We start from the raw sequence: 24,987 nt of genomic DNA on the forward strand, positions 1-24,987 counted from the left end.
TTTTATATGTTATTAATTTCTTGTTTTAACTTCATTCTTATGTCTTTTTTAGCTTGTTCATAACCTTTTTCAAAACCTTTATCTAAACCGTCTTTATAAGTTTTTGGTTTTTTATCTTGGTGCTTTCTGTTAATTTCATCTGTACTTAATTCTAAAAACTCAATAAATTTTTCTGTAATTTTATCTGAATAATTACAGTTTGTATTTTGCAATTTTCTATAATATGTCCCCGTAATACCTAATATCACACCTATTTTATTAGTTGGTATGTTATATTCTCTTTTTTTATCCTCTACTCTATTAAATAGCTTTTGTTTTTCTTCACTTCTAGTTTTCATTTGTTGCCCTCCATATTTGCCCGTACAACGTTTATACGGGCTGTTATTTATTTTAAGTAGATTTATTCATAAAACTTATTTTTGTTTAATGTGCGCTTTGTATTTACAACATAACGTTACTTTGTATCTTCATCCGTTACTAACTTTCAGTTTTTTAACATTCAAAGTACGTGTTGTACTTGATTTCTTATATTGCTCGTATAATTCCGGGTTTTCTTCTTTAAAGCGTTTAGCATCAAATGATTCTCGGTTTTGTTTCTTCCAACTTGCTTTGTATTCTGATACTTCGCCAAACTCGTTTTCGCCTAATAACTCTTTGAGTTGGTTTTGATGCCCTTTTAATTGTTTGTCTAATTCCTTTTGTTGTTCTTTAATTGCTAAAATACCTTTGAACAATGCTGTTTTTTCTTCGTCAAAGTTTACGACATCATTTTTTGTTTCTTTCCAAAAATTATTTAATGCTTTTGAAGTAATTTCGCTATCGTCTGCCGGTGGTCTTTGACCCTTAACGATATATTCGTTCCAAAACTCAACTTCGGCATTTATAATATCGTTTATGACTTCTTCGTCACGTTCAATTGTTTCATAATGAAATTCACTGTTTCCAAACAATACGGCTATATAAACAACGTCCACGCCTGTTACTGCCATGTAGTGATAACATTGTGCCATGTAACTTTCCGGTACGTTTCCGTCTTTCCATTTATCCTTTAGAAACTCACTTGTTGTTTTACATTCTAGCAAAGCATTTTCGCCAATTACTACTCTATCAACGTTTGCACTAATAAAATCATAATCTTTGTGATACATCATTTTATTATGCTTGCGTAATTTCTTCCCTGTTTTTTCTTCAAATAGTTTCGCTACAAATTGTTCGTTGTAATGCCCAAATTTAACTTGTATCTTGTCGCTTATATCTTCTTCGTAATTGTCTGCCCACAATTTCTTTTGCCATAATGTGAACGGACTTTGGTAATTATTCATACCTAATATTGTGCCACAATCAGAACCCCCGATTGAGTGTGTTCTTAATTGTTTCCATTCTTCATCGCTCATATTTTTAGTGTTAATTGACTTCAATTTATTCATAGGTAATGACAAATGCTTATCCTCCTTGTTATCATGTACTTATGCTTTTCAATAAGCATATACTCTTTTTTAGATACATTTTTTATATTTTGGCGTTCGGCTGACAACCGGACGTTTTTTTATTTCAAAAAACAATAAACTTCTTTAGTGAAATTAAAGTTAGCGTTATTTTTTAACAAACAAGCCATAGTTTCTAAAATATCATTTTGGTTACTTCCACAAATGACTTGGTCAAAAGTGTTACTACTCATTTCATAATATTTATAATTTGATTTTGTTTTACGTTTAATAACAATTTCATAATCTGCAATGCTTAAAACCACATTTTCTTTTTCTTGCTTATAACCACACTTAAATGTTCTTGCAAACCTTTTTATTGTTTCCAATTGTTATACCTCCCATTATTAACCTCGTATATTTCTTTCTTCTCTCATTTCGTCATATGCGCTTTCTTCTAAATATCCGAAAACATTTTCTTTTTCGTCCTCGTCATGAATTGCGTCAAATTCTGCTAAACCATAAATTTGTCTGATTAAATCGTTCATTTATAATCTCTCCTACTTTTAAATGTGTTATTTGATAACGTATTACGTTACTATTTTACAAAAAATTTTGAACGTAATACTTTCCTATTTGCTTAATTCCAATCGCTATACCCATAAAGATAAAGAAGTAAAGGAATGTAAGCCATGCGCCGTCGTTTACAAAATACGATGTAAAGTGACTAAAAAGTAAAGTTAATGCAATTCCTGTAAAAACTAATGTTACATTAAACAACTCTTTTAATATTTTCATGTTCGCCGTCCTCCCAAAACAAATCATCTAAAGTCTTGTTGAAAAGTGTTGCTAGAATTTTCATTTCTATTGATGAAAAATCACGTTTGCCGTTTTCTTTTGCATTGTATGATTGTATCGAAATGTTTAATTTGTCTGCCGTTTGCTGTTGTGAATAACCTTCTCTATCTCTCGCATTTGATACCTTCAATCTTTTCTTTGTCATTGCTGTTCCTCCCCTATATAGACCTCAAAGTAATCTTCTAACTGACCTCCTAAATACTTCGACAACTTTAAAGCACCTTTTAATGTTGGTTTTTCTCCCACAATGTTATATAAATTTGTAGGCGACATACCAATTTCATTTGATACTTTTTTTAAATTTGTTTCTTTGTTAGCCAACGCTATATTTATAGCTTTACGTCTAGCTTTTATTTTCATCGGGACCTCCTGTATACAAAGTATAATTTTTTGTTAACTTCAATAACTTCGTGTATATAATGTATAATATATTTTATACTTTGTAAACAGTTTTTTTATACTTTCTTAAATTTTGTATCGAAATACGTTACTTTTTCATATATAATAACGTATGAAGTGAATTATAAAATGTGTGGAGGTCTATTAATGAGTAACAATGAAAAAACAGTTGAAGAATTGAGCGAATTATTATTGAAAACTCGTAAAGATAAAGGGTATTCTTTGCAAAAAGCGTCTATTAAAACTGGGATTTCTCATTCTTTCATATCCCAATTAGAAAGAGGCAAAAGACCTGTTCCGATTCCTAAAATTTTAAGGCAGTTTGCAGACGGATACGGATTAGATTATGAATATTTAATGGTTAAAGCCGGTTACTTAGATAAACCAAGAACAAACAATGGTGATGAACATTTAATGTTTAGAGATAAAGAGGCTTTTGATAGTTTAGCACCAGAGGACAGAGAAAAAATTTTAACTGCATTACATGAACAAGCCGATTTTATGATTGCTAAATATCAAAAAAACAAAGGAGATTAGAAAATGGAAGATTATAGTAAAAACATAAAATTTTTAAGGAAACAAAAAGGTATGACGCAACAAGATTTAGCTGATAAAACGGGACAAACAAAACAAGTTATTTCAAATTTAGAACGTGGTTATAGTTCGCCTAACAATAAGCAACTTTTAAATTTAGCACATGCGCTTGATTGTACAACTAACGATATATTGGGAGATGTTGAAGTAGACAAAAGAAATTATCAAGCCATTATGTTTAAAGATAAAGAGGCTTTTGATGATTTATCAAGTGAAGAAAAAACAAGGATTATACAATCTTTAGAGGACCAAGCCGATTATTTAATATCGAGAAGTATTGAAAGAAAAAATAATGATAAATGATTATTTTTCTTTAAAAAATAAAAATGACAACTTTATTTAAAGGGGATTATCTATGCTAATTGATGACACTGTGAATGATTTAACGAACGAACTTATTACTAATGAAGTTGAATTAACTATTGAAAGCGTATCTGATTATTTAGACATAATCGTTGTATATAACGATTTTATGAGCTGTAATATGAACGTAAAAGGTTACAAGGTATTATATATTAAGACTGATAGCGCACGTAAAATGTGGGAAGATTTTACGCACGAATTAGGTCATTATATGTTACATGAAACAGACCAACGCAATATGCACGACTTGTTTAATTATAAACAAGAAAATGAAGCAAACAAATTTAGCCTTTTATTTAGAATGCCACAACCGGAAATAGAAAGACACGAACTTTTTACAGAAAATGAAATTATGAGATATTTTGATGTTCCACACAATATAGCCAGACAACGTTTAATTAACTTGTGTAATTATTATTGTAGTAGTGAAACGAGAATACCAAATGACTGTTCATAAAGACCCTAACACCCTTAAATGGTTTTATTCTGTACGTGTCGAAAATGTACATGGCGAAAAAATACACAAGAAAAAAAGAGGTTTTGCTAAAAAGAAAGATGCCCTGCTTGCCCAACAACGTTTTTTAGAAACATATGATACCGAAATTGAAGAACAATATACCTTTCGTGAAATAGCCGAAAGGTTTATGCGTTACTCAAAAGGACGTAAAAAAGAAACGACAATATATAATCAAAACAATTTAATAAACCACATTTTAATTCCGCACTTCAAAAACACACCAATTAAAAATATCAAGCCAAAACATATTGATGATTTTTACCAATCCATTTTTGATAAGTACAGTAATTCAATGCTCGGTAATATACGACGCAACTTATCGGCTATATTTAACTTTGCTGTTAACTTCTACAATTTATCTCGTAATGTAGTAAAAGTCGTATCACTTCCAAAACATGAAGAACGACGTAAGCAAGAATATTGGACTATTGATGAATTTAACCACTTTATAAATGTAATAGACAATGTAGTATATAAAACTTTGTTTATGGTCTTGTTTTGGTCCGGCGCTCGTAAAGGCGAAATATTAGCCTTGCGATATTGCGATGTTGATTTTGAAAATGAAGAAATAGAAATAAACAACTCGTGGAATGATACAACAATCACTACCGTTAAAACTACACCGTCAGAACGTACTATAACGATTCCTAGCCACGTAATTGAACAATTAAGGGAATTGGAACAATTTCAGATTGATAAGTTTAAATACGTTAATGAAGATGATTTTATTTTTACAGTTAGAACGATAGCAAAACCAATGGCACTTTCAAATGTTAACAAACAATTTAAGATTGGTATTGATAAAGCAAATGTAAAACCAATAAAGGTACACAATTTGCGCCATTCACATGCAACATTATTGATTAATAACAATGTACAACTATACACAGTATCTAAACATCTAGGACATTCAGATATTACGACTACTGCGAACACATACGGACACTTATATCCGAACACTGAAAAGGAATTACAATCTATATTGACTAACGCATATAATGATAGTTTGTAATTTTGTTGCCAATTTGTTGCCAATAGCAAAAATGACGGGATTTACTAACACTTTTAAAAGTGTTGTAAACCCCGTCATTATGGTTTATTTGGACTTTTTCAATTGGTCCTGTTGGTTCTTGTTCATCATTGTCATCATTTGATTTATTTTCTTTTGAGATGGTTTTTGACCCATTTGCATCATCATCATACGTAGCATCTCTTCGTTAATTGGTGGGTTCTTTTTAAGATAATCCATCATATATTTTCTTGCAAGGAAAAATCCACCGACTAGTCCTAGAATTAGTGCTAACACGATTAATAAAATTGCTAACCAAGTTGCCATTGTTTCACCCACTTTCCTATCCTAATGAATTTTACTAAAATTGGTGCTCCTTTTCAAGAGCAACTCAATTAATATATTTTTTTCAACCTTATGTATTATATCAATTACAAAATCAATTTGTAAATATAAGCTATGCTTTATATCTAATAATAAAAATTGGTATGAGAACTTTCGCTCTCATACCAACAATTTAAATAATTAATTATATTAATTAGAATGTTTGTATTTGATTCAATACGTTTTCTTTAGTGAAACCATATTTTTCAATTACTAAATCGCCAGGCGCACTTGCACCAAATCCATCAATTGCGATGACTTTGCCTTGTGTGCCGACATATTTATGCCAACCAAGTGGTGAAGCCATTTCAATAGCTACACGTTTTGTAATTGATGATGGTAATACTGATTCTTTATACTCAGCAGATTGTTGATCGAATGCATTCCAGTTAGGCATTGATACAACACGAACGCCTTTACCTTGTGCTTCTAAATCTTTTGCTGCATCTACAGCAAGATTAACTTCAGATCCTGTTGCTAATAATAAGAATTCTGCTTCTTTGTCAGATTCAAACACTACATAAGCACCTTTACGTACACCCTCTTCAACTGTTTCTTTTGGTAAGTCCATTGTTGTAAGGTTTTGACGCGTTAATACTAATGATGTTGGTGTACTTTCTGATTCTAGAGCTACTTCCCAAGCCACACGTGTTTCGTTACCGTCTGCAGGACGAATCACATTCATATTAGGAATCGCACGTAAACCAGCTAATTGTTCGATTGGTTCATGTGTTGGACCATCCTCACCAACAGCAATTGAATCATGCGTAAAGATGAATGTTGAATTTAAGCCCATAATTGATGATAAACGAAGTGCTGGTTTTAGGTAGTCACTGAATACGAAGAATGTTGCACCGTATGGATGTAATCCACCATGTGCAGCCATACCATTTACTGCAGCTCCCATTGCGAATTCACGCACACCAAACCAAATATTTTTGCCTTCTGGTGTATCTTTGTCAAAATCAGCCGCATCTTTTACGTTTGATTTGTTAGAACCAGCTAAGTCCGCTGACCCACCAAAGAATGAAGGTACTGTTTTACTTAATGCTTGTATTACTTCACCAGAATCAGCACGAGAAGCACCACTATGGCCAGCTTCGAAGTTTGGTAACTCATCTTTATAATTTACTGGTAATTTACCACTAATAGCTAGTTTAAATTCTTCAGCTAAATCTGAGTACTTACTGCTATATTCTTCAACAAGTTTATTCCATGCTTCTTCGTTTTCGTTAGCACGTTTTAGCATAGTTTGTTGGAAAATTTCATATACTTCTTCAGGCACATTGAAACGTTTTTCAGGATCTAAACCATAATTTTCGAAAGCTAATTTTCTTTCGTCTTCACCTAATGGCGCACCGTGCACACCATGAGAAGCTTGTTTGTTTGGTGCACCATAACCAATAATTGTTTTAACTTCAATTATTGTAGGTACATCATTAGACTTCGCTTCTTCAATTGCTTTATCAATTGCTTCGATATCATTACCGTCTTCAATTAAAATATGTTTCCAACCGTATGCTTCGAAACGACCTTTAACATCTTCAGAAAATGCTTTATCTAAATCACCATCTAAAGAAATATCATTTGAATCATATAAAACAATTAGTTTATCTAATTGACTATGACCTGCTAATGAAGCAGCTTCATGTGAAACACCTTCCATTAAGTCACCATCAGAAGCAAGTACATAAGTATAATGATCTACAACTTGTGCGTCATCTTTATTAAATTTACCAGCTAAGTGTTTTTCTGCCATTGCCATACCAACTGACATAGCGAAACCTTGTCCAAGTGGACCTGTTGTTACTTCAATGCCATCCGTATGTCTAAATTCAGGATGACCTGGTGTTTTAGAATCCCATTGTCTAAATTGTTTTAGCTCTTCTAATTCTAAACTACCTGAAACATGTAATAAACTGTATAATAACGCAGACCCGTGTCCCGCAGATAATACAAAGCGATCTCTATCAAAGAAATCTTTTGATTGGGGGTTAAAGTTTAAATGACGCGTCCATAAAGTATAGGCCATAGGAGCTGCGCCCATTGGTAATCCAGGGTGACCTGAGTTTGCTTTTTCAATAGCATCGATACTTAACGCTCTAATCGTATCTATCGCTAATTGATCTTTTTCTATATTCATCTAACATGACTTCCTTTCTTCTAGCAAGATTCAATACCATTATACATTATTTTTCTTCTATTTAACAAAAAATTGATTTAGTTTTTATCTTCTTTGTCTTTAGAATCTAATATTTTTTTCACTTTATTAGGTGTAACATCATTTCCTTCTGAATCAATAATTCTAGTACTTTCAATTTGTTGCTTGAACTTGCCTCTAAATTCGTCTAAATAAGCTTTGCGCAACTTAGATTGCTCTTTGGCTTCAATTTGAGTAAGTCCCTGTTCTTTTTTCTTCTTTGCTAATTCATTAATACGTTCTAAATCTACGCTACCCTTGTTAGCCATAGTTAACCTCCGTAATTTATAATCTAGGGAAAATATAACAAAAAAGTGAGCGAAACTAAATCGTTTCGCTCACTTTATCCCTATTTACTATTAACATGCTTGCTTTCCCAAATCACTTCTATTTTAAAAAATTATTTAACAGCTGCTATAACCGGTTGTTGTTCGTGTTCGCTATTCTCTTCGATTTTCACATTATATTGTTCGCTTTGTGCTGGTTCATGCGTTATTTGATGATCGGTCATTTCGTACGTCTGTTCTGATTCTGCATTGTTATGTGCACTTAAAATAAATAATGCGCTTAATAGCATCGTAACAAGTAACACTGTTACATACGCTTTTATTTGGTGTTTATATATTTTCAACATTAATAGCCACTCCTAGAACGTTTGTTTGTATTTACACCTTACCAGAACACTTGTTCCGAGTCAACAAGAAACGAACAAACGTTTGTAATATATATATATGCATGCTATAATAAAAACAAATTAATCTAGGGAGTGCCTACTATGAGAGAGTTAACAAAGCGACAAAGTGAAATTTTCGAATATATAAAACAAACAGTTCATTCAAAAGGATATCCGCCAAGCGTAAGAGAGATTGGTGAAGCCGTAGGATTAGCATCAAGTTCTACAGTGCACGGTCATTTATCAAGATTAGAAGAAAAGAGTTATATAAGAAGAGATCCTACAAAACCTCGTGCAATTGAAATTGTATCAGAACAATTAGGCGATACTTTAAATATGGAAGAAACTATTCATGTTCCTGTAATCGGTAAAGTAACAGCTGGTATACCGATTACTGCCGTAGAAAATGTTGAGGAATATTTCCCGTTACCCGAACACTTCACTTCAACTCATAATAGTGACATTTTCATTCTCAATGTCGTTGGAGACAGTATGATTGAAGCAGGTATCTTAGATGGTGATAAAGTAATCGTTAGAAGCCAAACAATCGCTGAAAATGGAGATATTATTGTTGCTATGACTGAAGAAAATGAAGCTACTGTTAAACGGTTCTATAAAGAAAAGACACGTTATCGCTTACAACCTGAGAATAGTACAATGGAACCTATCTATTTAGATCATGTAACTGTATTAGGTAAAGTTGTAGGCCTATTTAGAGAAATGTAATTATAAATTGAATCCTTTAAAAACACTCTCACAAAAACAAGAGATTGAGCAATGAGCTCAACCTCTTATTTTTTGTCTTTTTTATCTAAGACTTCTTTTACTTTTTCAAGTATATCCTCTGTTTTATCTTTTTTATTTGTTGTCATAACTTATTCATCCTCACAAATTATAAGATACCCTCTTATAACAATCAATAAACACTATCCACTGTAATTTTCAGTCCAATAAGGTTGTCTATCTTCATTAAAGTCGACACCTACACCTAATGTTTTGAATTCTTTTTTTAGTATGTTCTTTCTATGTCCTAATGAATTCATTAAACCTTGGTGTGCATAAATGCTACTTGTTTGACCATAAGCTAGATTTTCACCTGCTGCATTAAAATCATGACCGTCAGCTTCTAATCTGTCGAACGGTGAATCACCTGATAAATTATCATGATCAAAATAATCATGCTCTGCCATATCTACACTATGTTTTCTAGCAGTATCAGAAATACTAGCCGAATAATTTAACGAGGCTAAATCACGTTGGACTCTCTCAGCGTTAACTAAATCAAAGTTTTGTAATTCAAAACTTTGCGCTAACCCTTCTGATGGTGCAGCGTATTGTTGTTGTAAGCGGTTTTCCATTTTTTCACTAACTTGTAAAAGTGCAGTTAAGTTATTGTTCTCATGTTTGTCGTAAAAAGCTGTTGTATAAATCTGATCATCATGGAAATTGTCGAATTCGTCATCTTGCACATCAAATTTTACATGACCTTTTTCTTTTTCAGTAATAGGTTCACCTAATCTATCTCTAACGACTTCTTTGGGTGTTCCATATTTAATTTTTGATTTTGATGAAATCACATTCTGATTACTATAAAGTGCATTTACTTTATCATCAATGTAACTCACCATCACAAATGATCTATAATCACCAGAATAGTAAGTATGCCAATTTGTACCGTACTCATTAGAAGACACACGTTGTGCGTCTCCTAACTTTTTGTCAACTTCATCTTTAGTCATGTTCATTTGAATATTATTCACAGCAAATTCTTGTTCACTCGGCACTTTCAACGCATCATCAGAAGTAGATTGTTCAGATGTCCAACCATCTACTTTTGATTTAAACTGTTGTTGTAACGATGTCATAGGAGTTGTTTCTTTGATTGGAACGACTAATACTATGATTAACAAAACAACTATATATAATAAAATTTTTCTGATTTTATACACCCACTATAAAACTAGTCTCTATCACCATTAAAAATAGAGTTTCTAACAATTACATAATCCACTTTTCTTAATGCATTCAAATCTTTGCCACCTGAATACGAAATTGAACTTTGTAAATCTTGTTGCATTTCTATTAAAGTATTCAATAAAGAACCTTTGTGTTCAACAAACATTTTTTTACCTTCAACATTTTTGTGTTCGCCTTTTTGGAATTCAGAAGCACTACCAAAGTATTCTTTATACATTTTACCATCTAATTCAACAGTTTCGCCAGGAGATTCTTCATGAGCTGCAAATAATGAGCCCACCATTACCATTGATGCACCAAAGCGAATTGATTTAGCGATATCACCATGTGTTCTGATACCACCATCAGCGATGATTGGTTTTCGTGCTGCTTTACTACAATGGTTGAGTGCTGATAACTGCCAGCCACCAGTTCCAAAACCAGTTTTAATTTTAGTAATACAAACGCGACCAGGGCCTATACCTACTTTCGTAGCATCTGCACCGGCGTTTTCAAGTTCACGAACGCCTTCAGGTGTGCCCACATTACCAGCTATTACAAATGTCTCTGGAATATGTGTTTTTATATGTTTAATCATATTAATGACTGAATCTGAATGACCATGTGCAATATCAATTGTAATATAGTCAGGGATTATTTTTTCTGCTGCTAATTTTTCAACAAAACCGAATTCACGTTCTTTCACTCCTACAGAAATAGATGCGAACAAACCTTTATCTTGCATCCTTTTAGTAAATGGAATACGAGCCTCTTCGTCAAATCTGTGCATAATATAAAAATAATTATTTTCTGCAAACCATTCTGCTAATTCTTCATTCATCACTGTTTGCATATTTGCTGGTACTACCGGCAATTTAAAGTTTCTTGAACCAAATTTAACAGTTGTATCACATTCAGAGCGACTATCAACAATACATTTATTTGGTATCAGCTGGATATCTTCATAATCAAAAATTTTCATAATTTAACAAACCCCTAACATTTTTAATAAAACAATAATATAATGGTAAGATTTTCATGATGATTTTAAATATATATAAGGAAAATACATGTTTTTACATCAGATTCCGAACAATAACTTTTTAATTTATCTTAACCAATTGATAATATACATTGTTTTACTATAAATGTAAACGAACTTGGGTCGTATTTACCAACTTGATTTTTTAACACCTGGAATTTGTCCTTTATGTGCATATTCACGAAAAGCAATTCTAGACATTGCAAATTTTCTATAAACACCTCTAGGTCTTCCAGTAACTTTACAACGACGTGTTAATCTTGTTGGTGAGGCATCTCGTGGTAATTTTCTTAAAGCTTCATAATCTCCTTTAGCTTTCAATTCTTGACGTAATTCATAATACTGAGCGACTAACCGTTCTCTTTTTTGTTCTTTTGCTATTTTTGATTTTTTTGCCATTAATGTGTCTCTCCTTATAAATCGTAATCATTTCGTTTTAAATCATAACACATCTATTTAATTAATCAAATAGAAAGTTCTAAATTCAAATCTTTATTACAATTTGTTTGAATGAGATAATTCGTATCTTCTTTAATGCATATATTTTTAGAAAAGTAATTGAAATTGAATAATTTATATGATAGAATTTTAAAGCGTAATCATTCCTGTTAAGAAAGAGGTGTCAACTTTGCGCGTAAATATTACATTGGCTTGTACTGAGTCTGGCGAGCGTAACTATATTACTACTAAAAATAAACGTAATAATCCTGAGCGTATAGAACTTAAAAAATTCTGCCCAAGATTAAACAAATATACGTTACATCGCGAAACAAAATAATATGATGTTAGACCTTATCTTTTGAATACGACATATTTAAAAGTAATACAGAACTTAAATGATTTGTTAAGTTCCAGAAATAAAGGTGTTTCCGTAATGGAGACGCCTAAGAACGGAGATAGGGAGTGGGACAGAAATCTAATTTTTCTAATAAAATTTCGTCGTCCCACCCCGGCACAGCTGACTAGAACTGAAAAAAGCTTGATATAAGCGCATTTTCAATTCAGTCAGCCACTGCCAATATAAAAATGAGCCTGAGGACATGTGCTATGTCCCAGGCTCTATTTTTTTATAATCATTTTTATTGAGAATATCTTTTTTGTTTATTTCATTATCTATAGTCTTTTCATAATAGGGCTGCGTTTATTTTTATTTGAAATCTTAAATTTCATTAGATCATCACACATAAATAAACCCTTTTGCCATGCATTCCATAGCTTTCAAATCTTATAGGTCATTAATAAGTGTTAATTAACATTTTACAACTTAATTGTCACTTTTAAATTTTTACGCAGTCTTCTAATCAACCGTAAAACATCTTATAATAGTATAAGTATCTATTATTGGAGGAGAATTTTATGGAAAATCGCCACATGTCAGACGAGCAGAAAAGTCATATCATTAATTCAATAACGACAAAAACAAAAGACAAAAGTATTTGTAATTGTGAACATCCCAAAATCGAAATTTTAAATGGGCATTATTTCGCGCCCTTATTAACAGCTTCATTAGGAAATGATGCAACGCCGTTAATTGCACTAATGTGCAATAATTGCGGTAAACTCCATTTTTATTCACAAAACTTTTTAGGAATTAAAACGAGATAACATAAAAAGGTAGCCTCCATTATATTGGAAGCTACCTTTAATTATAAATTCTGCTTTAAGGTTTTAAAAATCTTAAAAAGTTAATACCCATCATATTAACTTAGTCTGCTACTTCTAAATCTACATCATTGATATCAATACCTAATGCATTCGCCACGCCTTTACCATATTCACTATCAGCTTTGTAACAGTGACGGATATGACGGTGTTGAACTTCTAATGTAGTACCTTGCATTTCATTTCCAGTATTTACAAATATACGCTCTTGTTGCTCTTTAGATTGTAATCTAAACAAGCGACCTGGTTGTTCGAAGTAATTGTCATCATCTTGTCTATAATCATATTCATATGCTTCGCCTTCAATTGGTAATCCAGGTTTTTTAAATTGTGGTTGATCTTCAAAAGAACCATCACTATTTGGATAATAGTGTGTGCCACCGCCTTGATTATTATCTAAAATTCTCATTTGACCATCTCTACTGAATGGACAAATATTTTCAACACCTACACCTTTAGGTTGGTTTACTGGAATTTGCCAATGGTTAGCACCCAGTCTGTAACGTTGTGTATCACCATATGAGAATAAGCGGCCTTGTAACATTTTATCCGGTGAAAAATCTAATCCTGGAACAATGTTTGTTGGCGCAAATGCAGCTTGTTCAACATCTTGGAAGTAGTTATCAGGGTTACGGTTAAGTTCCCATTCACCAACTTCAATTAGCGGATAATCACCTTTATACCAAACTTTAGTTAAATCGAATGGATTATCTTTATGATTTCTTGCTTGCTCTTCAGTCATCACTTGAATATATAATTTCCATTTTGGATAATCTTTATTTTCGATTGCTTCGAATAAATCACGTTGTGATGATTCTCTATCGTTAGCAATAACGCTTGCTGCTTCCTCAGGTTGTAAGTTTTCAATGCCTTGTTGAGTTCTGTGATGGAATTTCACCCATACACGTTCACCTTTGTCATTGTACATTGAATAAGTATGAGAACCAAAGCCATGCATATTTCTAAAACCTTTTGGAATCCCTCTATCTGACATCAAGATTGTTACTTGATGTAATGCTTCTGGTAACGAAGTCCAAAAGTCCCAATTGTTTTGCGAACTACGCATATTAGTTCGTGGATCACGTTTTACTGCGTGGTTAAGACTCGCGAATAATTTAGGATCTCTAAAGAAGAATACTGGTGTGTTATTACCTACTAAATCCCAGTTACCTTCATCCGTATAAAATTTCAAAGCAAACCCACGGATATCACGTTCAGCGTCTGCTGCCCCACGTTCTCCAGCTACCGTTGAAAAACGTGCAAACATTTCTGTTTGTTTCCCAACTTCTGAAAAAATACTTGCAGAAGTATATTTTGTAATATCATTTGTTACTGTGAATGTACCAAATGCTCCAGAACCCTTCGCATGCATGCGTCGTTCTGGAATAACTTCTCTATCAAAATGAGCCATTTGCTCTAAAAAGTACCAATCTTGCATTAATAGTGGTCCTCTAGGTCCTGCCGTCATACTATTTTCTCTGTCCGAGACTGGCGCACCAAAAAGGCTTGTCAATTTTTTATCATTACTCATAAAAATTCCCCCTCGATTTTCTAAATAATAATAATTATTATCTAGCACTTATTTTAATGTAATATGATTTTAAAAGCAACAAAGTATCATTGAAATATGTGAAAGTTTTCTAAATATTTAAATATTTTATGAATTTTAAGTCATAAAAGGCATTGCTTGTATCACTTAAAAGCATTAAAATGGACTGTATATATAAAATTCAATAGATTATAGGAGATTTTTTATGGCACAAAATAATATGAATCGTGGTCTTAACTCTCGACATATTTCAATGATAGCAATAGGCGGCGCCATTGGTACTGGTTTATTTGTAGCAACTGGGAATGTTATATCTCAAGCTGGTCCAGGCGGCGCAATATTGGCGTACTTGATTATTGGCGTAATGCTATATTTCTTAATGTCATCTATCGGTGAATTAGCTACGTTTTATCCTGTTTCGGGGTCATTCAGTTCATACTCTACCCGTTTCGTGGATAGTTCATTAGGCTTTACGATGGGTTGGTTATATTGGGCAATATGGTTACTCGTAACGAGTGTTGATATCATTATATCTGCAAGCGTACTTTATTATTGGGATGTATTTCAATTCTTCTCACCAATGACGTGGAGTATTATCTTTTTATGTTTACTCTTTTTACTGAACATTTTTTCAGTTAAAGCTTTTGGTGAAACAGAATTTTGGTTATCACTTATAAAAGTTATCACAATTGTTGTATTTATTGTGATTGGTGTATTAACTATTGTTGGTATCTTAGGTGGTAAAACATATGGTTTAAGCAATTTCACAAGCGGAGAAGCACCGTTTGTTGGTGGAATTTCAGGCTTCTTAGGCGTATTATTGGTCGCAGGTTTCTCAGTTGGTGGTACTGAGGTTGTTGCTGTAACGGCTGGAGAATCCTCCAATCCGCATCGTTCAATGCCTAAAGCAATTAAACAAGTATTTTGGAGAATTTTATTATTCTATGTATTATCAATAGCTGTCATATCAGCAATTATTCCTTATACTGATCCAATGTTATTGAACAAAAGTGAATCAGTAGCGCAAAGTCCATTTACAATTGTATTTGACCGTGTAGGTATTGCATTTGCAGCATCTGTAATTAACGCTGTAATTTTAACTGCATTATTATCTGCAGCGAACTCAGGTATCTATACTACGAGTCGTATGCTATTCTCAATGGCAGAAGATAAGCAAGCGCCAAGATTCTTAGGTAAATTAAATAAAACTACAAAATTACCAATGGCTGCACTTTTTGTTACTTTTATCATTGTATTAGCTATAATTATTATCGCCCAATTCAAATCTGATATTATTTTCACATTACTTAATATCATTGGTTCTTTAGTCATTGTAATTTGGGGATCCAGTATTTTAGCACAAATAAGATTACGGTCAGCAATTAAAAAACAAAATAAAAATCCTGATGATGTACTTCCTTATAAAGCACCATTTTACCCATTAGGACCTATCATTGTAATTCTTGCTTTACTATTCTTATTTGTTGGAAATTCATTTGGTGCTGTAATGGCTGGTGATTTCGGAGCATTATTCCGAAATATTTTCCCTATGGTGATTTTAGCTATTGTTTACTTTAGTCATAAGTATTTCAAAAAAACTAAAATTGTTAAACTTGAAGAGTTGGATTTAAAGAGTCACGATTACAGTTAATGTCTTAGCATTGATGCAATGAAGCAATTATTTGTTTCTTGGGTCAATGCTTTTTCTTTTATAATAAATCGTGTTTATTGAATTCAACACATATTCAAATCTATAAGGCGATGATATTTTCAGTTGAAGAGAAATATAGTATAATGGATTATAATAATAAACGTAACTTAGAGGTGGAAATTATGATTGGACAAACGAATTTATTTGACGATATTTTAGAAACTGAGGAACGCTTCGTTATTGTTGTGCAATCACTTGAAGATAGACATAACCGCTTAATTAAACGCACATTAAGGGAGTATAGTAGTTTAGATCATTCACAAATGGAAAGTCTTTTTAACCATCTTAAAGATTTATTTCTCGAAGAAGATTTTGAAGAGAATCAATCCGCATTTTCTATTACAGTCTACACAAATTTAGATTATGCAGCTGATCAGGTATACGCGCATGTTAAACGACATCGCGGTAAAAATGAATGGACACATACAGCAAAATAAATACGTAAACGAACTTAAGACGATTGCTCTATTCATAAAACAAATCACCAATTCAATGGCTTGATATGCCAAGAAATTGGTGATTTTTTAAATTGAACAAATATAAACTAAACTTAAATCCAAGCCTATTTTATTATTTTTTGTAACGTATGTGGAATGCCATTATCAATATTACTTAAAGTAATTTCATCAGCTACAGCCTTCACAGCGTCATTTGCGTTGTCCATAGCTACTGCATAGCCTACAACTTCAAGCATTGATATATCGTTAGAACTATCACCAAATGCGACGACTTGTGCTATATCTATATCCAATTTCTCACATAGAGCAATAATTGCATTTCCTTTAGATACGTCTTTTGTCATAAATTCTAAAAAGTAAGGTTTGCTTGTTGTAACATCTACAGCTTCATTGAAACTGCCATCTAATTCAGTGTTAATAGCTGAAACTTTAGAAACATAATCAACGCCCATAATTTTAGGCACATCTGATTGAATATACGCCTTTATATCAACTACATGCTTCATTGGTAAACCAGTAAGCTCTGATTCAATGTTCATGTATTCGTGTTCACCTTCATATATGATGTGACCATCTTGATAAGTTAAAACAAACAATTCATGTTTTCTACAAAAATCTACAATTAAATCAAAATTTTCTTTCGTTATTGCTCGGCTCACTTCAACCGCTTCATCACGAACATTGATTGTTTGACCACCATTGTAACTAATCACATAACTATTATGTCGATCTAACTCTAACAATTTCGCAGTGGGTAGCATACCTTCAGTTGGACGACCTGAAGCTAAAATAACTTTATACCCTTGTTTTTGTATCTCAATTAAATAAGATTCTGTCTCAGGGCTGACTTTATTTTCAGCATTCATCAACGTATCGTCCATATCCATTACTATTACTTTATATTTACTCATGTTGCCTATCTCCTTTCAACATCTTCTTTCTATACTACACCAAATTAAAGATGTTGGTACAATACTTTAGTTTCTACACCAGATTCGTTGATTGTAACAAGTTCAGATCGGCAACTTTCAAATTCATGCTTTAATTCTCTTACCAACTCACCACTACGTTCAGGTGCAATTAAATTTAATACTGTAGGCCCTGCACCACTTATTACTGTCGCATAGGCTTGGTATTGTTTAGCAATCGCTTTAATCGATTGGAACTCAGGTATTAAATGCTGTCTATAAGGTTCATGGAAGCCATCTTGCTCCATCATCTTGCCAGCAAGTTCATAATTATGCTGTATGAGTGCACTAATCATCGTATTACTTATTGCACTGTTTTGAACCGCTTTTTTGTGTGAAAAAGTATCAGGCAACGCATTTCTTGAGTCAGTTGTCTTCAATTCATATGATGGAATTGTGATAATAATATCTACTTTCGGTGTATCAATATAAGACACATCTGTAACCTTTGTATCTGGATTATAATACCCGAGTACTAAACCACCATATATCGTAGGTGCGACATTATCAGGATGCCCTTCAAATTCTGTAGCAAGTTGAAGCAATTCATACTTAGACAATTCTATGTCACCAAAATAGTTAGCAATATAAAGCGCACCTACCAATGCAGAGGCTGAAGAACCTAATCCTCTCGCTAATGGAATTTCACTTCTCATTTCTATATCTAAGTTGGGTAAAGTAACGTTATACTTACGCGCAACCTTTTGAGCAACTTGGAAAATATAGTGACTGTCATCAGTTGGTAATCCTTCAACATTTGGGCCGTTATGGTTAAATGTCCAAACATTATTCTTACTTACTTTCACATCTAAATATAAAAATTTATTTAAAGCCATTCCTATAGAATCAAAACCGACACCTAAATTTGCAGTAGATGCCGGAATTTTTAAATATAACCTATCGCTCATGCTATAGTGCTCCTTTGATGTAGTCTAGAATACTCTTTCTATCATTTGGTAAAGGTTTAATAGGGTTATCTAATAAAGAAATTGCAGTGTCAGGATCTTTTAAGCCATTACCTGTTAATACGGCTACTACCTTTTTACCTTTTGGTAGTTTTCCAGAACGGTGTAGTTTAATTAATCCCGCGATTGAAGCATTACTTGCAGGTTCACTAAAGACACCTTCTTTTCGTGCCATAAGTTGATATGCTTCTAAGATTTCTTCATCAGTTACACTGTCGACTAATCCATTAGATTCATTCAATGCATTTGTCGCTTTATCCCAACTTGCAGGGTTCCCTATTCTAATTGCTGTTGCAACTGTATCAGGATCCTTCACTACTTTGTTTTGTACAATTGGCGAAGCACCTTCAGCTTGGAATCCGTACATGTTAGGTAATTGCGTATCATGCTTGTCGTGATATTCTTTAAAACCTTTCCAATAAGCCGAAATGTTTCCAGCATTACCTACTGGTATAGATAAAATATCGGGTGCAGCACCGTCCAATTGTTGAATTACTTCAAAGGCACCTGTTTTTTGACCTTCAATACGGTATGGATTCACTGAATTTACAAGTGCAATTTCACCATTTTTAGCAACTTCTTGAACAATTTCTAAAGCTTCATCGAAATTGCCTTCTATTGAAACAATTTCAGCACCATACATAACAGCTTGAGATAATTTGCCTAAAGCAATTTTCCCTTCTGGTATTACAACGATTGCTTTTAAACCAGCACGTGCAGCGTATGCTGCAGCTGATGCTGATGTATTACCTGTAGAAGCACAAATCACTATTTTTTTGCCTTCTTCTTTTGCTTTGGCCATAGCCATAACCATACCTCTATCTTTAAACGAACCTGTTGGATTTGCACCTTCATACTTCACATGTAATTCAATATCAAGCATCTCTGACATGTTCTCACAGTAAATTAAAGGGGTATGTCCTTCATTTAATGTTAACTGTGGTGTTGCTTCATTTACGGGTAAATATGATTTAAATTCTTCTACTAATCCTTGCCATCTTTTCATAAATATTAAACCCCTTCTACTGGATAAATTTTCTTAACAATATAACCTGACTCTGTAATAGAGGTCTCTGGTGCTTCATCGATACCAACGATGACTATACCTACAGTATGCGCATCACGCTCTGATACTGATAATGATTTATGGAAAGGTAATATACTTTTAATTTGAGTTTCAACTTTGTTTATTTCTTCACCATCTGTTTGGACTACTAAGTAATAACTTTCTTTATCTTTAAACGAAATTGTATCCTCGTCATCCATCATTTCTTTTGTTTCTGCAGTTTTCAATTCAAAGTGTGGTGGTAATGTATGCAAATTCGTTTCAAAATTTAATGTGACATTCAATAAGTCACTTACTACAGCACTACCTGTAGCTAAACTACCTGCACCTTTACCATAGAACATTGTTTCACCGACAGCATCACCGATAACATAAATTGCATTGAATTCATCTTCAACTGAAGCTAATTGATGCGATTTATTAACTAGTGTTGGCGCTACAGAAGCTTGTACTTGGCTATTTTCATATGTACCTTTACCAATTAATTTGATTTTATAGCCTAATTCATCGGCTACTTTAATATCTGAAAGTTCAACGTCACTAATACCATGTCTATCTACATCAGCTAAATTGATGACTTGGTTAAATGATAAATAAGACGTAATTACTACTTTTCTTGCTGCATCGATGCCTTCAACATCATCAGTAGGATCTGCTTCAGCAAAACCTAATCTTTGCGCTTCGTCTAAAGCATCTTTAAATGATGTTTCTTCTTGTGTCATTTTACTTAAAATAAAGTTTGATGTTCCATTTAAAATACCCATGAATTTACTGATATTATTTGCATTTAAACCGTTATTTATCGCATTGACGATTGGTATACCACCTGCAACACTTGCTTCATATTTTAAAGCTACATCATTTTTTTGAGCTAATTCTTCTAATACATTCAAGTGAACTGCCAATAAATCCTTATTTGCTGTAATAACATGTTTTTTCTCGCTTAAAGCACGTTTCAACCAATCTACTGTTGGTTCAATACCACCCATGACTTCTACGACGATATCAATTGAATCATCATTTAATATTTCATCAATGTCTTCCGTCAAATGATACTTCGAAACATTTATAGGTCTTGAACGACTCTTGTCGCGTACCAAGATATGTCTAATATTAATATCTTTGTTCATTGTTTCTTTAATTTGTTCTCTATTCTCTTCAATAATTTTTACTACACCTGAACCTACAGTACCTAAACCGAGCAGGGCTACATTTAATTCCTTCATAAATTCATTCCTCCGATTGTTCTTCTAAAAAATACAATTGTACAGTTGAAAAATACTTGAATATGGTATAGTATAAATTCATTCATTATTTTTGTAAAGCTTGAAAATCTAAATCGTATATCTATCCTATCACTCTCGTGATAAAAACTAAACAAAATTTTCTGATTTTTTAGAAAGGTTGTATGTCACTATGAAAGTTTCAAAATTTGGAGGAAGTTCTGTTTCTAATGCAGAACAAATAAAGAAAGTATTAAATATTGTTAATTCGGACGAAGATAGAAAAATCACTATTGTTTCTGCACCAGGGAAACGACATAAAGAAGATGTGAAAACAACTGATTTATTAATTCGTCTATACGAAAAAGTAATTGATCGTTTAGACTATGTTTCTAAAAAAGAAGAAATCATTCAGCGCTATGCCGATATTATTCATGAATTACATATGAGTGATACATTACTATCTACGATTGATCAAACACTAGAATCTTACATTGCTACATTAAAAGACAAACCTTCTCGTTTGTTAGATGCTTTATTATCTTGTGGAGAAAACTTTAATGCTCAATTGATCGCTGAGTATAATAACAGTCAAGGTATCCCTACCCGTTATATTTCGCCCGGAGATGCTGGCATAACTGTTACAGATTTACCCCAAAATGCCCAAATCTTAGATCAATCTTATGAAACATTGTATAAATTAAGAGAATATGATGAAAAATTAATTATTCCCGGTTTCTTTGGCCTTTCAAGACAAAATTACATTGTTACATTCCCACGTGGCGGTTCTGATATTACTGGAGCAATTGTCGCTAGAGGTGTTAGAGCAGATATATATGAAAACTTTACAGATGTATCTGGTATTTTCAGAGCCAATCCTTCTATAGTAAAAGATCCTGAAGTGATTGATGAAATTACTTATAGAGAAATGCGTGAACTTTCATACGCCGGCTTTGGTGTCTTCCATGATGAAGCACTGCAGCCATTGCATAAAGATAGAATTCCTGTCGTCATTAAAAATACGAATAGACCTAATGATATAGGGACATATATTCGTCATGATAGAGAAATAAACTCTAATAACGTTGTCAGTGGTATTAGTTGTGACAAAGACTTCACAGTACTGAACATCAAAAAATACTTAATGAATAGACAAGTTGGTTTTACACGTAAAATATTAGGTGTACTTGAAGATTATGAGATTTCATTCGATCACATGCCTTCAGGTATAGACAGTATCAGTATCATAATGCGTTCAAAAGAAATTCAACATAGAGAAGAGCAAGTCTTAAACGATATTCGTGAACGTTGTGATGTTGATGAGTTGAGTGTAGAGCACGATTTAGCTGTACTCATGATCGTAGGTGAAGGTATGCATAGAATTGTCGGCACAGCCAATACAATAACGCATGCGCTTGCCGAAGCTAATATAAATTTAAAAATGATGAACCAAGGTGCTTCGGAAATATCTATCATGTTCGGTATAGATGTAACAGATGCAGAAAAAGCGGTTAAATCAACATATGAATACTGCTATAATGATCAATGTTTAAAAATCTAACACGATGCATTCATAAATATTAAATAAAGAAATCCTTCAAATCAAATGTGCTTTAGTTAAAAGACTGACATTCTGATTTGAAGGATTTTATATTGCTTTCTTTTCTGAAATTAATGCTTGGTTAATACGTTCATCTCCAACAACTAAGCGTAAGATAACGAATTGATAATAACTTAATGAATCAATGACACTTCTATAATTAGGAATTTGATGATAATCGATAGGATCCAACAATTCATACATCAAGACGATTTCTGGTTTAACATAATCTACATCCCATTTGATTGAATGGAAATAAATATGTTTCTCAGGCATCCTAATATTATGATTCCATCTAAACATCCAATCTTCATCTTCTACATCATAAACAATAATCGTCATGATGATATCTTCGTTATCAAAGATATTAGCGTGTGTCACTTTAGGAAAATCAATTTTCGTGAAATCTGACGTTGAGGATGTGCCATCATATAGCACAGATTTAAATGTTTTAGGTATATATTTTAAAACTTCCCCTAAAAATTTTCTTTCAACACTTATGTCTACTTTTCCATTTAAATTAAATTTATCATGCAAAAATAATTGTTTAGCAACTTCACCGTTATATTTAAATAAACTAGCTACATTTTCATTTAGCGTCTCTACAATTTGTTTAATATTATTATTTTTAGTATCTGGCAAATGAGCACCTCCTATTCAAAGTAAGCGTTTCCAATAATATTCATTATATAATTTGTAGAAGCGTTTTTCAATGTATAAAACATGAAAATGTGAAATAAAACACATTTAATTTTAAAAATCACCTATATGTATAAAATCATGTGCTAATCTGGTATTTAAAAATTCAGGTCTATTAATAAGCAAAAATTGATCAGCACTTTGTATTAGCGCAACTTGAATTTCAGCTACTTCAGGTATAGTCTGATATAATGAATTATCTGCCATATAAGGCATAGCAGCAAAATACCGACTAATACGATATTTTGAAAATGTTTGGGCAACATCTGTACCTACTATAATATGATATTCACTGCTAACCACACCATTTGATAATATAATATTAAAATTTGTATGTTTAGCTACATATTTAATAATATCCGTAGAATAACTAATCACTGAGATTTTAATTCCATTATAAAATAATTGATCAATTATTTTATAAGCAGCAGGATGATTATCAAATGCGATAATTTCATTTTCATTGATCTTCTCAGTAATTTGCTCGAGATAACTTTTAATAGCACTCAAATTGTCGTCCTCCATCTACACTATTTATATTGCGCATAATTTATTATATCTATTTATAGTCATAAGTAAAACTATAAATCATTGTTCAAACGTTCACTTTGTTAACTTTTATTATAGAATTAATCGCACAAATCATTACAATTGTTATTAATAATGATTTTATTGTATTTTTTATAACAATTTAATAAATACAATTTGTACTACTTTAAAGAAAGGCGTAAAATAAACCTTGTTAAAAATTAAATTAAGATTAGGATGATACACATGTTTTTAATTTCTATTTTACTTATAATAATTGTTCTATTAATTATTATTGTATTTATAAATCATCACCTTATGAAACATAAGCTTGATACTGAAATATATTCTAAGAATCAATTAGTTAATAAAATCAGTATGGTTACGAGTGAAAACACATACTTAAAAAATCAGATGTTAGATATTGATGCAAATAACGATACATATCATCATGGATTAAGAAAAGCCAAACAGGATTTAAATGAAATTTTATCACAATACAAAACAGACGCTAAGATTAAGTTTTATGACATCATTGCTACAAGTAATCTTGCAGTAAAACATCCGTTATTTGAATATGCAAGAACATTCGATTATATCGTGATAACTGATAAAGGGCTCTTCAACATTAATGTTAAAAATTGGAAACAAAAAACGTTCTACCATTTTAATGTAGACCCTAACTTAGAATCTTTATCTAATAATGAAGACACAGTAAATCAAACTGTCGGTCGCTACATTGCGAATCAATATCATTCACAATTTCAAACAACACGAAAAACAAGTTATACATTTATAGAACGTATCAAAAATAACTCAGTGATTTTTGAATTTTATAATTATGATCCATATGAACAATCTTCTCAAAATGCCAAAGTATTAGAAGATAAAATAAATGAACACTTAAAACGTCAAATCAAGAGTATAGGACTTGTTTATTTTACAGATGGTAGTGTGAATATCATAGATGGACCAACAATTAGAGGAGATTACGCAGAAACCGTCTCTTCAAAATCGTCTTTAAAAGAAGTGATTGGTGAAACACTAGCATCTTCAAATGAATCATTAACTGAAGAACAATATAATAAATTAGTGAATCATATGCATTAATCGATATTACTAGAAAGAATAGTAGCAAA

The 24,987-nt window shown here is 32.3% G+C and carries 31 protein-coding genes; 11 read left to right on the forward strand and 20 right to left on the reverse strand.

Annotation, left to right across the window (positions count from 1 at the left end; all coding sequences use genetic code 11):
• Positions 1–2 precede the first annotated feature (2 nt).
• The 6 genes from AST02_RS04220 to AST02_RS04245 all read right to left on the reverse strand — a co-directional run bounded on the left by AST02_RS04220 (position 3) and on the right by AST02_RS04245 (position 2,642).
• Positions 3–338: a hypothetical protein gene (locus AST02_RS04220; protein ID WP_069815874.1), complete on the reverse strand. Its 336-nt coding sequence runs from the start codon at positions 336–338 to the stop codon at positions 3–5.
• Positions 339–467: 129 nt separating this feature from the next.
• Positions 468–1,439 (reverse strand): YqaJ viral recombinase family nuclease, encoded by a 972-nt coding sequence (locus tag AST02_RS04225; RefSeq protein ID WP_081333347.1) that lies wholly within the window; start codon positions 1,437–1,439, stop codon positions 468–470.
• Positions 1,440–1,546: 107 nt separating this feature from the next.
• Positions 1,547–1,813: a hypothetical protein gene (locus AST02_RS04230; RefSeq protein WP_069815876.1), complete on the reverse strand. Its 267-nt coding sequence runs from the start codon at positions 1,811–1,813 to the stop codon at positions 1,547–1,549.
• Between the two features lie 18 nt (positions 1,814–1,831).
• The gene (locus AST02_RS14310; protein WP_176723012.1) at positions 1,832–1,972 is read right to left on the reverse strand and encodes a hypothetical protein; all 141 of its coding nucleotides are present in this window, start codon (positions 1,970–1,972) and stop codon (positions 1,832–1,834) included.
• 224 nt (positions 1,973–2,196) lie between these two features.
• The gene (locus AST02_RS04240) at positions 2,197–2,427 is read right to left on the reverse strand and encodes a helix-turn-helix transcriptional regulator (RefSeq protein ID WP_069815880.1); all 231 of its coding nucleotides are present in this window, start codon (positions 2,425–2,427) and stop codon (positions 2,197–2,199) included.
• The gene (locus AST02_RS04245; protein ID WP_065337914.1) at positions 2,424–2,642 is read right to left on the reverse strand and encodes a hypothetical protein; all 219 of its coding nucleotides are present in this window, start codon (positions 2,640–2,642) and stop codon (positions 2,424–2,426) included. The genes AST02_RS04240 and AST02_RS04245 overlap by 4 nt, the downstream gene beginning before the upstream one ends.
• A 186-nt stretch (positions 2,643–2,828) precedes the next feature.
• On the opposite strand from AST02_RS04245, the gene AST02_RS04250 reads away from it, so the two are divergent.
• Genes AST02_RS04250 through AST02_RS04265 form a run of 4 tightly spaced genes read left to right on the forward strand, consistent with a single transcriptional unit; the run spans position 2,829 to position 5,167 of the window.
• Positions 2,829–3,218 carry a helix-turn-helix domain-containing protein gene (locus tag AST02_RS04250; RefSeq protein ID WP_176723013.1) on the forward strand — a complete coding sequence of 130 codons (390 nt, stop codon included), beginning with the start codon at positions 2,829–2,831 and terminating at the stop codon, positions 3,216–3,218.
• Positions 3,219–3,221: 3 nt separating this feature from the next.
• On the forward strand, positions 3,222–3,578 hold the full coding sequence (locus AST02_RS04255; RefSeq protein ID WP_069815882.1) for a helix-turn-helix domain-containing protein: 357 nt from the start codon (positions 3,222–3,224) through the stop codon (positions 3,576–3,578).
• A gap of 52 nt (positions 3,579–3,630) precedes the next feature.
• Positions 3,631–4,095, forward strand: a complete 465-nt coding sequence (locus AST02_RS04260; RefSeq protein WP_069815884.1) for an ImmA/IrrE family metallo-endopeptidase — start codon at positions 3,631–3,633, stop codon at positions 4,093–4,095.
• Positions 4,082–5,167: a tyrosine-type recombinase/integrase gene (locus AST02_RS04265; RefSeq protein WP_069815886.1), complete on the forward strand. Its 1,086-nt coding sequence runs from the start codon at positions 4,082–4,084 to the stop codon at positions 5,165–5,167. The genes AST02_RS04260 and AST02_RS04265 overlap by 14 nt, the downstream gene beginning before the upstream one ends.
• Positions 5,168–5,251: 84 nt before the next feature.
• Here AST02_RS04265 and AST02_RS04270 read toward each other — a convergent pair whose 3' ends face one another.
• The 4 genes from AST02_RS04270 to sosA all read right to left on the reverse strand — a co-directional run bounded on the left by AST02_RS04270 (position 5,252) and on the right by sosA (position 8,382).
• The gene (locus AST02_RS04270) at positions 5,252–5,491 is read right to left on the reverse strand and encodes a YneF family protein (RefSeq protein WP_002507765.1); all 240 of its coding nucleotides are present in this window, start codon (positions 5,489–5,491) and stop codon (positions 5,252–5,254) included.
• Positions 5,492–5,702: 211 nt separating this feature from the next.
• Positions 5,703–7,691: a transketolase gene (tkt, locus tag AST02_RS04275; protein WP_069815888.1), complete on the reverse strand. Its 1,989-nt coding sequence runs from the start codon at positions 7,689–7,691 to the stop codon at positions 5,703–5,705.
• Positions 7,692–7,768: 77 nt separating this feature from the next.
• On the reverse strand, positions 7,769–8,017 hold the full coding sequence (locus tag AST02_RS04280; RefSeq protein ID WP_069815891.1) for a DUF896 domain-containing protein: 249 nt from the start codon (positions 8,015–8,017) through the stop codon (positions 7,769–7,771).
• A 131-nt stretch (positions 8,018–8,148) separates the two neighbouring features.
• On the reverse strand, positions 8,149–8,382 hold the full coding sequence (gene sosA, locus AST02_RS04285) for a DNA damage-induced cell division inhibitor SosA (RefSeq protein ID WP_069815893.1): 234 nt from the start codon (positions 8,380–8,382) through the stop codon (positions 8,149–8,151).
• A 141-nt stretch (positions 8,383–8,523) separates the two neighbouring features.
• On the opposite strand from sosA, the gene lexA reads away from it, so the two are divergent.
• Positions 8,524–9,147: a transcriptional repressor LexA gene (gene lexA, locus AST02_RS04290; RefSeq protein ID WP_069815894.1), complete on the forward strand. Its 624-nt coding sequence runs from the start codon at positions 8,524–8,526 to the stop codon at positions 9,145–9,147.
• A 200-nt stretch (positions 9,148–9,347) separates the two neighbouring features.
• Here the strand turns inward: lexA and AST02_RS04295 are convergent, their stop codons facing one another.
• The 3 genes from AST02_RS04295 to rpsN all read right to left on the reverse strand — a co-directional run bounded on the left by AST02_RS04295 (position 9,348) and on the right by rpsN (position 11,818).
• Complete coding sequence (locus tag AST02_RS04295) at positions 9,348–10,370, reverse strand: CAP-associated domain-containing protein (protein WP_069815896.1); 1,023 nt, start codon at positions 10,368–10,370, stop codon at positions 9,348–9,350.
• Positions 10,371–10,381: 11 nt separating this feature from the next.
• Positions 10,382–11,359 carry a GMP reductase gene (guaC, locus tag AST02_RS04300; protein WP_069815898.1) on the reverse strand — a complete coding sequence of 326 codons (978 nt, stop codon included), beginning with the start codon at positions 11,357–11,359 and terminating at the stop codon, positions 10,382–10,384.
• A 189-nt stretch (positions 11,360–11,548) separates the two neighbouring features.
• Positions 11,549–11,818 carry a 30S ribosomal protein S14 gene (gene rpsN, locus AST02_RS04305; RefSeq protein WP_069815900.1) on the reverse strand — a complete coding sequence of 90 codons (270 nt, stop codon included), beginning with the start codon at positions 11,816–11,818 and terminating at the stop codon, positions 11,549–11,551.
• 229 nt (positions 11,819–12,047) lie between these two features.
• On the opposite strand from rpsN, the gene rpmG reads away from it, so the two are divergent.
• Together rpmG and AST02_RS04315 are read left to right on the forward strand one after the other, a co-directional pair.
• Complete coding sequence (gene rpmG, locus AST02_RS04310) at positions 12,048–12,197, forward strand: 50S ribosomal protein L33 (protein ID WP_002507773.1); 150 nt, start codon at positions 12,048–12,050, stop codon at positions 12,195–12,197.
• Between the two features lie 578 nt (positions 12,198–12,775).
• Positions 12,776–13,024: a hypothetical protein gene (locus AST02_RS04315; RefSeq protein WP_069815902.1), complete on the forward strand. Its 249-nt coding sequence runs from the start codon at positions 12,776–12,778 to the stop codon at positions 13,022–13,024.
• A gap of 100 nt (positions 13,025–13,124) precedes the next feature.
• On the opposite strand, the gene AST02_RS04320 is transcribed toward AST02_RS04315, so the two are convergent.
• Complete coding sequence (locus AST02_RS04320) at positions 13,125–14,612, reverse strand: catalase (RefSeq protein WP_069815904.1); 1,488 nt, start codon at positions 14,610–14,612, stop codon at positions 13,125–13,127.
• Positions 14,613–14,835: 223 nt separating this feature from the next.
• Between AST02_RS04320 and AST02_RS04325 the strand changes: the two genes are divergently transcribed.
• Positions 14,836–16,281, forward strand: coding sequence for an amino acid permease (locus tag AST02_RS04325; RefSeq protein ID WP_069815906.1), 1,446 nt, complete (start codon positions 14,836–14,838; stop codon positions 16,279–16,281).
• Positions 16,282–16,463: 182 nt separating this feature from the next.
• Positions 16,464–16,778, forward strand: a complete 315-nt coding sequence (locus AST02_RS04330; RefSeq protein ID WP_002507777.1) for a hypothetical protein — start codon at positions 16,464–16,466, stop codon at positions 16,776–16,778.
• A 125-nt stretch (positions 16,779–16,903) separates the two neighbouring features.
• Here AST02_RS04330 and AST02_RS04335 read toward each other — a convergent pair whose 3' ends face one another.
• The 4 genes from AST02_RS04335 to AST02_RS04350 are packed head-to-tail and all read right to left on the reverse strand — an operon-like array spanning position 16,904 to position 21,024.
• On the reverse strand, positions 16,904–17,710 hold the full coding sequence (locus AST02_RS04335) for a Cof-type HAD-IIB family hydrolase (RefSeq protein WP_069815908.1): 807 nt from the start codon (positions 17,708–17,710) through the stop codon (positions 16,904–16,906).
• A gap of 44 nt (positions 17,711–17,754) precedes the next feature.
• Positions 17,755–18,675 (reverse strand): homoserine kinase, encoded by a 921-nt coding sequence (gene thrB / locus AST02_RS04340; RefSeq protein ID WP_069815910.1) that lies wholly within the window; start codon positions 18,673–18,675, stop codon positions 17,755–17,757.
• Position 18,676: 1 nt separating this feature from the next.
• The gene (thrC, locus tag AST02_RS04345; RefSeq protein WP_069815912.1) at positions 18,677–19,738 is read right to left on the reverse strand and encodes a threonine synthase; all 1,062 of its coding nucleotides are present in this window, start codon (positions 19,736–19,738) and stop codon (positions 18,677–18,679) included.
• 5 nt (positions 19,739–19,743) lie between these two features.
• On the reverse strand, positions 19,744–21,024 hold the full coding sequence (locus tag AST02_RS04350; RefSeq protein ID WP_069815914.1) for a homoserine dehydrogenase: 1,281 nt from the start codon (positions 21,022–21,024) through the stop codon (positions 19,744–19,746).
• Between the two features lie 190 nt (positions 21,025–21,214).
• Between AST02_RS04350 and AST02_RS04355 the strand changes: the two genes are divergently transcribed.
• Positions 21,215–22,582 (forward strand): aspartate kinase, encoded by a 1,368-nt coding sequence (locus AST02_RS04355; RefSeq protein WP_069815916.1) that lies wholly within the window; start codon positions 21,215–21,217, stop codon positions 22,580–22,582.
• Between the two features lie 87 nt (positions 22,583–22,669).
• Here AST02_RS04355 and AST02_RS04360 read toward each other — a convergent pair whose 3' ends face one another.
• Both AST02_RS04360 and AST02_RS04365 read right to left on the reverse strand, forming a co-directional pair.
• Complete coding sequence (locus tag AST02_RS04360; RefSeq protein ID WP_069815918.1) at positions 22,670–23,263, reverse strand: hypothetical protein; 594 nt, start codon at positions 23,261–23,263, stop codon at positions 22,670–22,672.
• A 111-nt stretch (positions 23,264–23,374) separates the two neighbouring features.
• A complete protein-coding gene (locus AST02_RS04365; protein ID WP_069815920.1) occupies positions 23,375–23,830 on the reverse strand; it encodes a hypothetical protein in 456 nt (151 codons plus the stop codon).
• A 264-nt stretch (positions 23,831–24,094) separates the two neighbouring features.
• Between AST02_RS04365 and AST02_RS04370 the strand changes: the two genes are divergently transcribed.
• Complete coding sequence (locus AST02_RS04370) at positions 24,095–24,958, forward strand: hypothetical protein (RefSeq protein WP_069815922.1); 864 nt, start codon at positions 24,095–24,097, stop codon at positions 24,956–24,958.
• Positions 24,959–24,987: the final 29 nt, after the last annotated feature.

This window comes from Staphylococcus equorum, assembly GCF_001747895.1.
Lineage (GTDB): Bacteria > Bacillota > Bacilli > Staphylococcales > Staphylococcaceae > Staphylococcus > Staphylococcus equorum_A.

Bases quoted from the DNA above. Each gene is read 5' to 3' on its own strand.
- AST02_RS04220 (WP_069815874.1), bottom strand. From the start codon at position 338: ATGAAAACTAGAAGTGAAGAAAAACAAAAGCTATTTAATAGAGTAGAG.
- AST02_RS14310 (WP_176723012.1), bottom strand. From the start codon at position 1,972: ATGAACGATTTAATCAGACAAATTTATGGTTTAGCAGAATTTGACGCA.
- AST02_RS04240 (WP_069815880.1), bottom strand. From the start codon at position 2,427: ATGACAAAGAAAAGATTGAAGGTATCAAATGCGAGAGATAGAGAAGGT.
- AST02_RS04245 (WP_065337914.1), bottom strand. From the start codon at position 2,642: ATGAAAATAAAAGCTAGACGTAAAGCTATAAATATAGCGTTGGCTAAC.
- AST02_RS04250 (WP_176723013.1), top strand. From the start codon at position 2,829: ATGAGTAACAATGAAAAAACAGTTGAAGAATTGAGCGAATTATTATTG.
- AST02_RS04255 (WP_069815882.1), top strand. From the start codon at position 3,222: ATGGAAGATTATAGTAAAAACATAAAATTTTTAAGGAAACAAAAAGGT.
- AST02_RS04260 (WP_069815884.1), top strand. From the start codon at position 3,631: ATGCTAATTGATGACACTGTGAATGATTTAACGAACGAACTTATTACT.
- AST02_RS04265 (WP_069815886.1), top strand. From the start codon at position 4,082: ATGACTGTTCATAAAGACCCTAACACCCTTAAATGGTTTTATTCTGTA.
- AST02_RS04270 (WP_002507765.1), bottom strand. From the start codon at position 5,491: ATGGCAACTTGGTTAGCAATTTTATTAATCGTGTTAGCACTAATTCTA.
- tkt (WP_069815888.1), bottom strand. From the start codon at position 7,691: ATGAATATAGAAAAAGATCAATTAGCGATAGATACGATTAGAGCGTTA.
- AST02_RS04280 (WP_069815891.1), bottom strand. From the start codon at position 8,017: ATGGCTAACAAGGGTAGCGTAGATTTAGAACGTATTAATGAATTAGCA.
- sosA (WP_069815893.1), bottom strand. From the start codon at position 8,382: ATGTTGAAAATATATAAACACCAAATAAAAGCGTATGTAACAGTGTTA.
- lexA (WP_069815894.1), top strand. From the start codon at position 8,524: ATGAGAGAGTTAACAAAGCGACAAAGTGAAATTTTCGAATATATAAAA.
- guaC (WP_069815898.1), bottom strand. From the start codon at position 11,359: ATGAAAATTTTTGATTATGAAGATATCCAGCTGATACCAAATAAATGT.
- rpsN (WP_069815900.1), bottom strand. From the start codon at position 11,818: ATGGCAAAAAAATCAAAAATAGCAAAAGAACAAAAAAGAGAACGGTTA.
- AST02_RS04315 (WP_069815902.1), top strand. From the start codon at position 12,776: ATGGAAAATCGCCACATGTCAGACGAGCAGAAAAGTCATATCATTAAT.
- AST02_RS04320 (WP_069815904.1), bottom strand. From the start codon at position 14,612: ATGAGTAATGATAAAAAATTGACAAGCCTTTTTGGTGCGCCAGTCTCG.
- AST02_RS04325 (WP_069815906.1), top strand. From the start codon at position 14,836: ATGGCACAAAATAATATGAATCGTGGTCTTAACTCTCGACATATTTCA.
- AST02_RS04330 (WP_002507777.1), top strand. From the start codon at position 16,464: ATGATTGGACAAACGAATTTATTTGACGATATTTTAGAAACTGAGGAA.
- AST02_RS04335 (WP_069815908.1), bottom strand. From the start codon at position 17,710: ATGAGTAAATATAAAGTAATAGTAATGGATATGGACGATACGTTGATG.
- thrB (WP_069815910.1), bottom strand. From the start codon at position 18,675: ATGAGCGATAGGTTATATTTAAAAATTCCGGCATCTACTGCAAATTTA.
- thrC (WP_069815912.1), bottom strand. From the start codon at position 19,738: ATGAAAAGATGGCAAGGATTAGTAGAAGAATTTAAATCATATTTACCC.
- AST02_RS04350 (WP_069815914.1), bottom strand. From the start codon at position 21,024: ATGAAGGAATTAAATGTAGCCCTGCTCGGTTTAGGTACTGTAGGTTCA.
- AST02_RS04355 (WP_069815916.1), top strand. From the start codon at position 21,215: ATGAAAGTTTCAAAATTTGGAGGAAGTTCTGTTTCTAATGCAGAACAA.
- AST02_RS04370 (WP_069815922.1), top strand. From the start codon at position 24,095: ATGTTTTTAATTTCTATTTTACTTATAATAATTGTTCTATTAATTATT.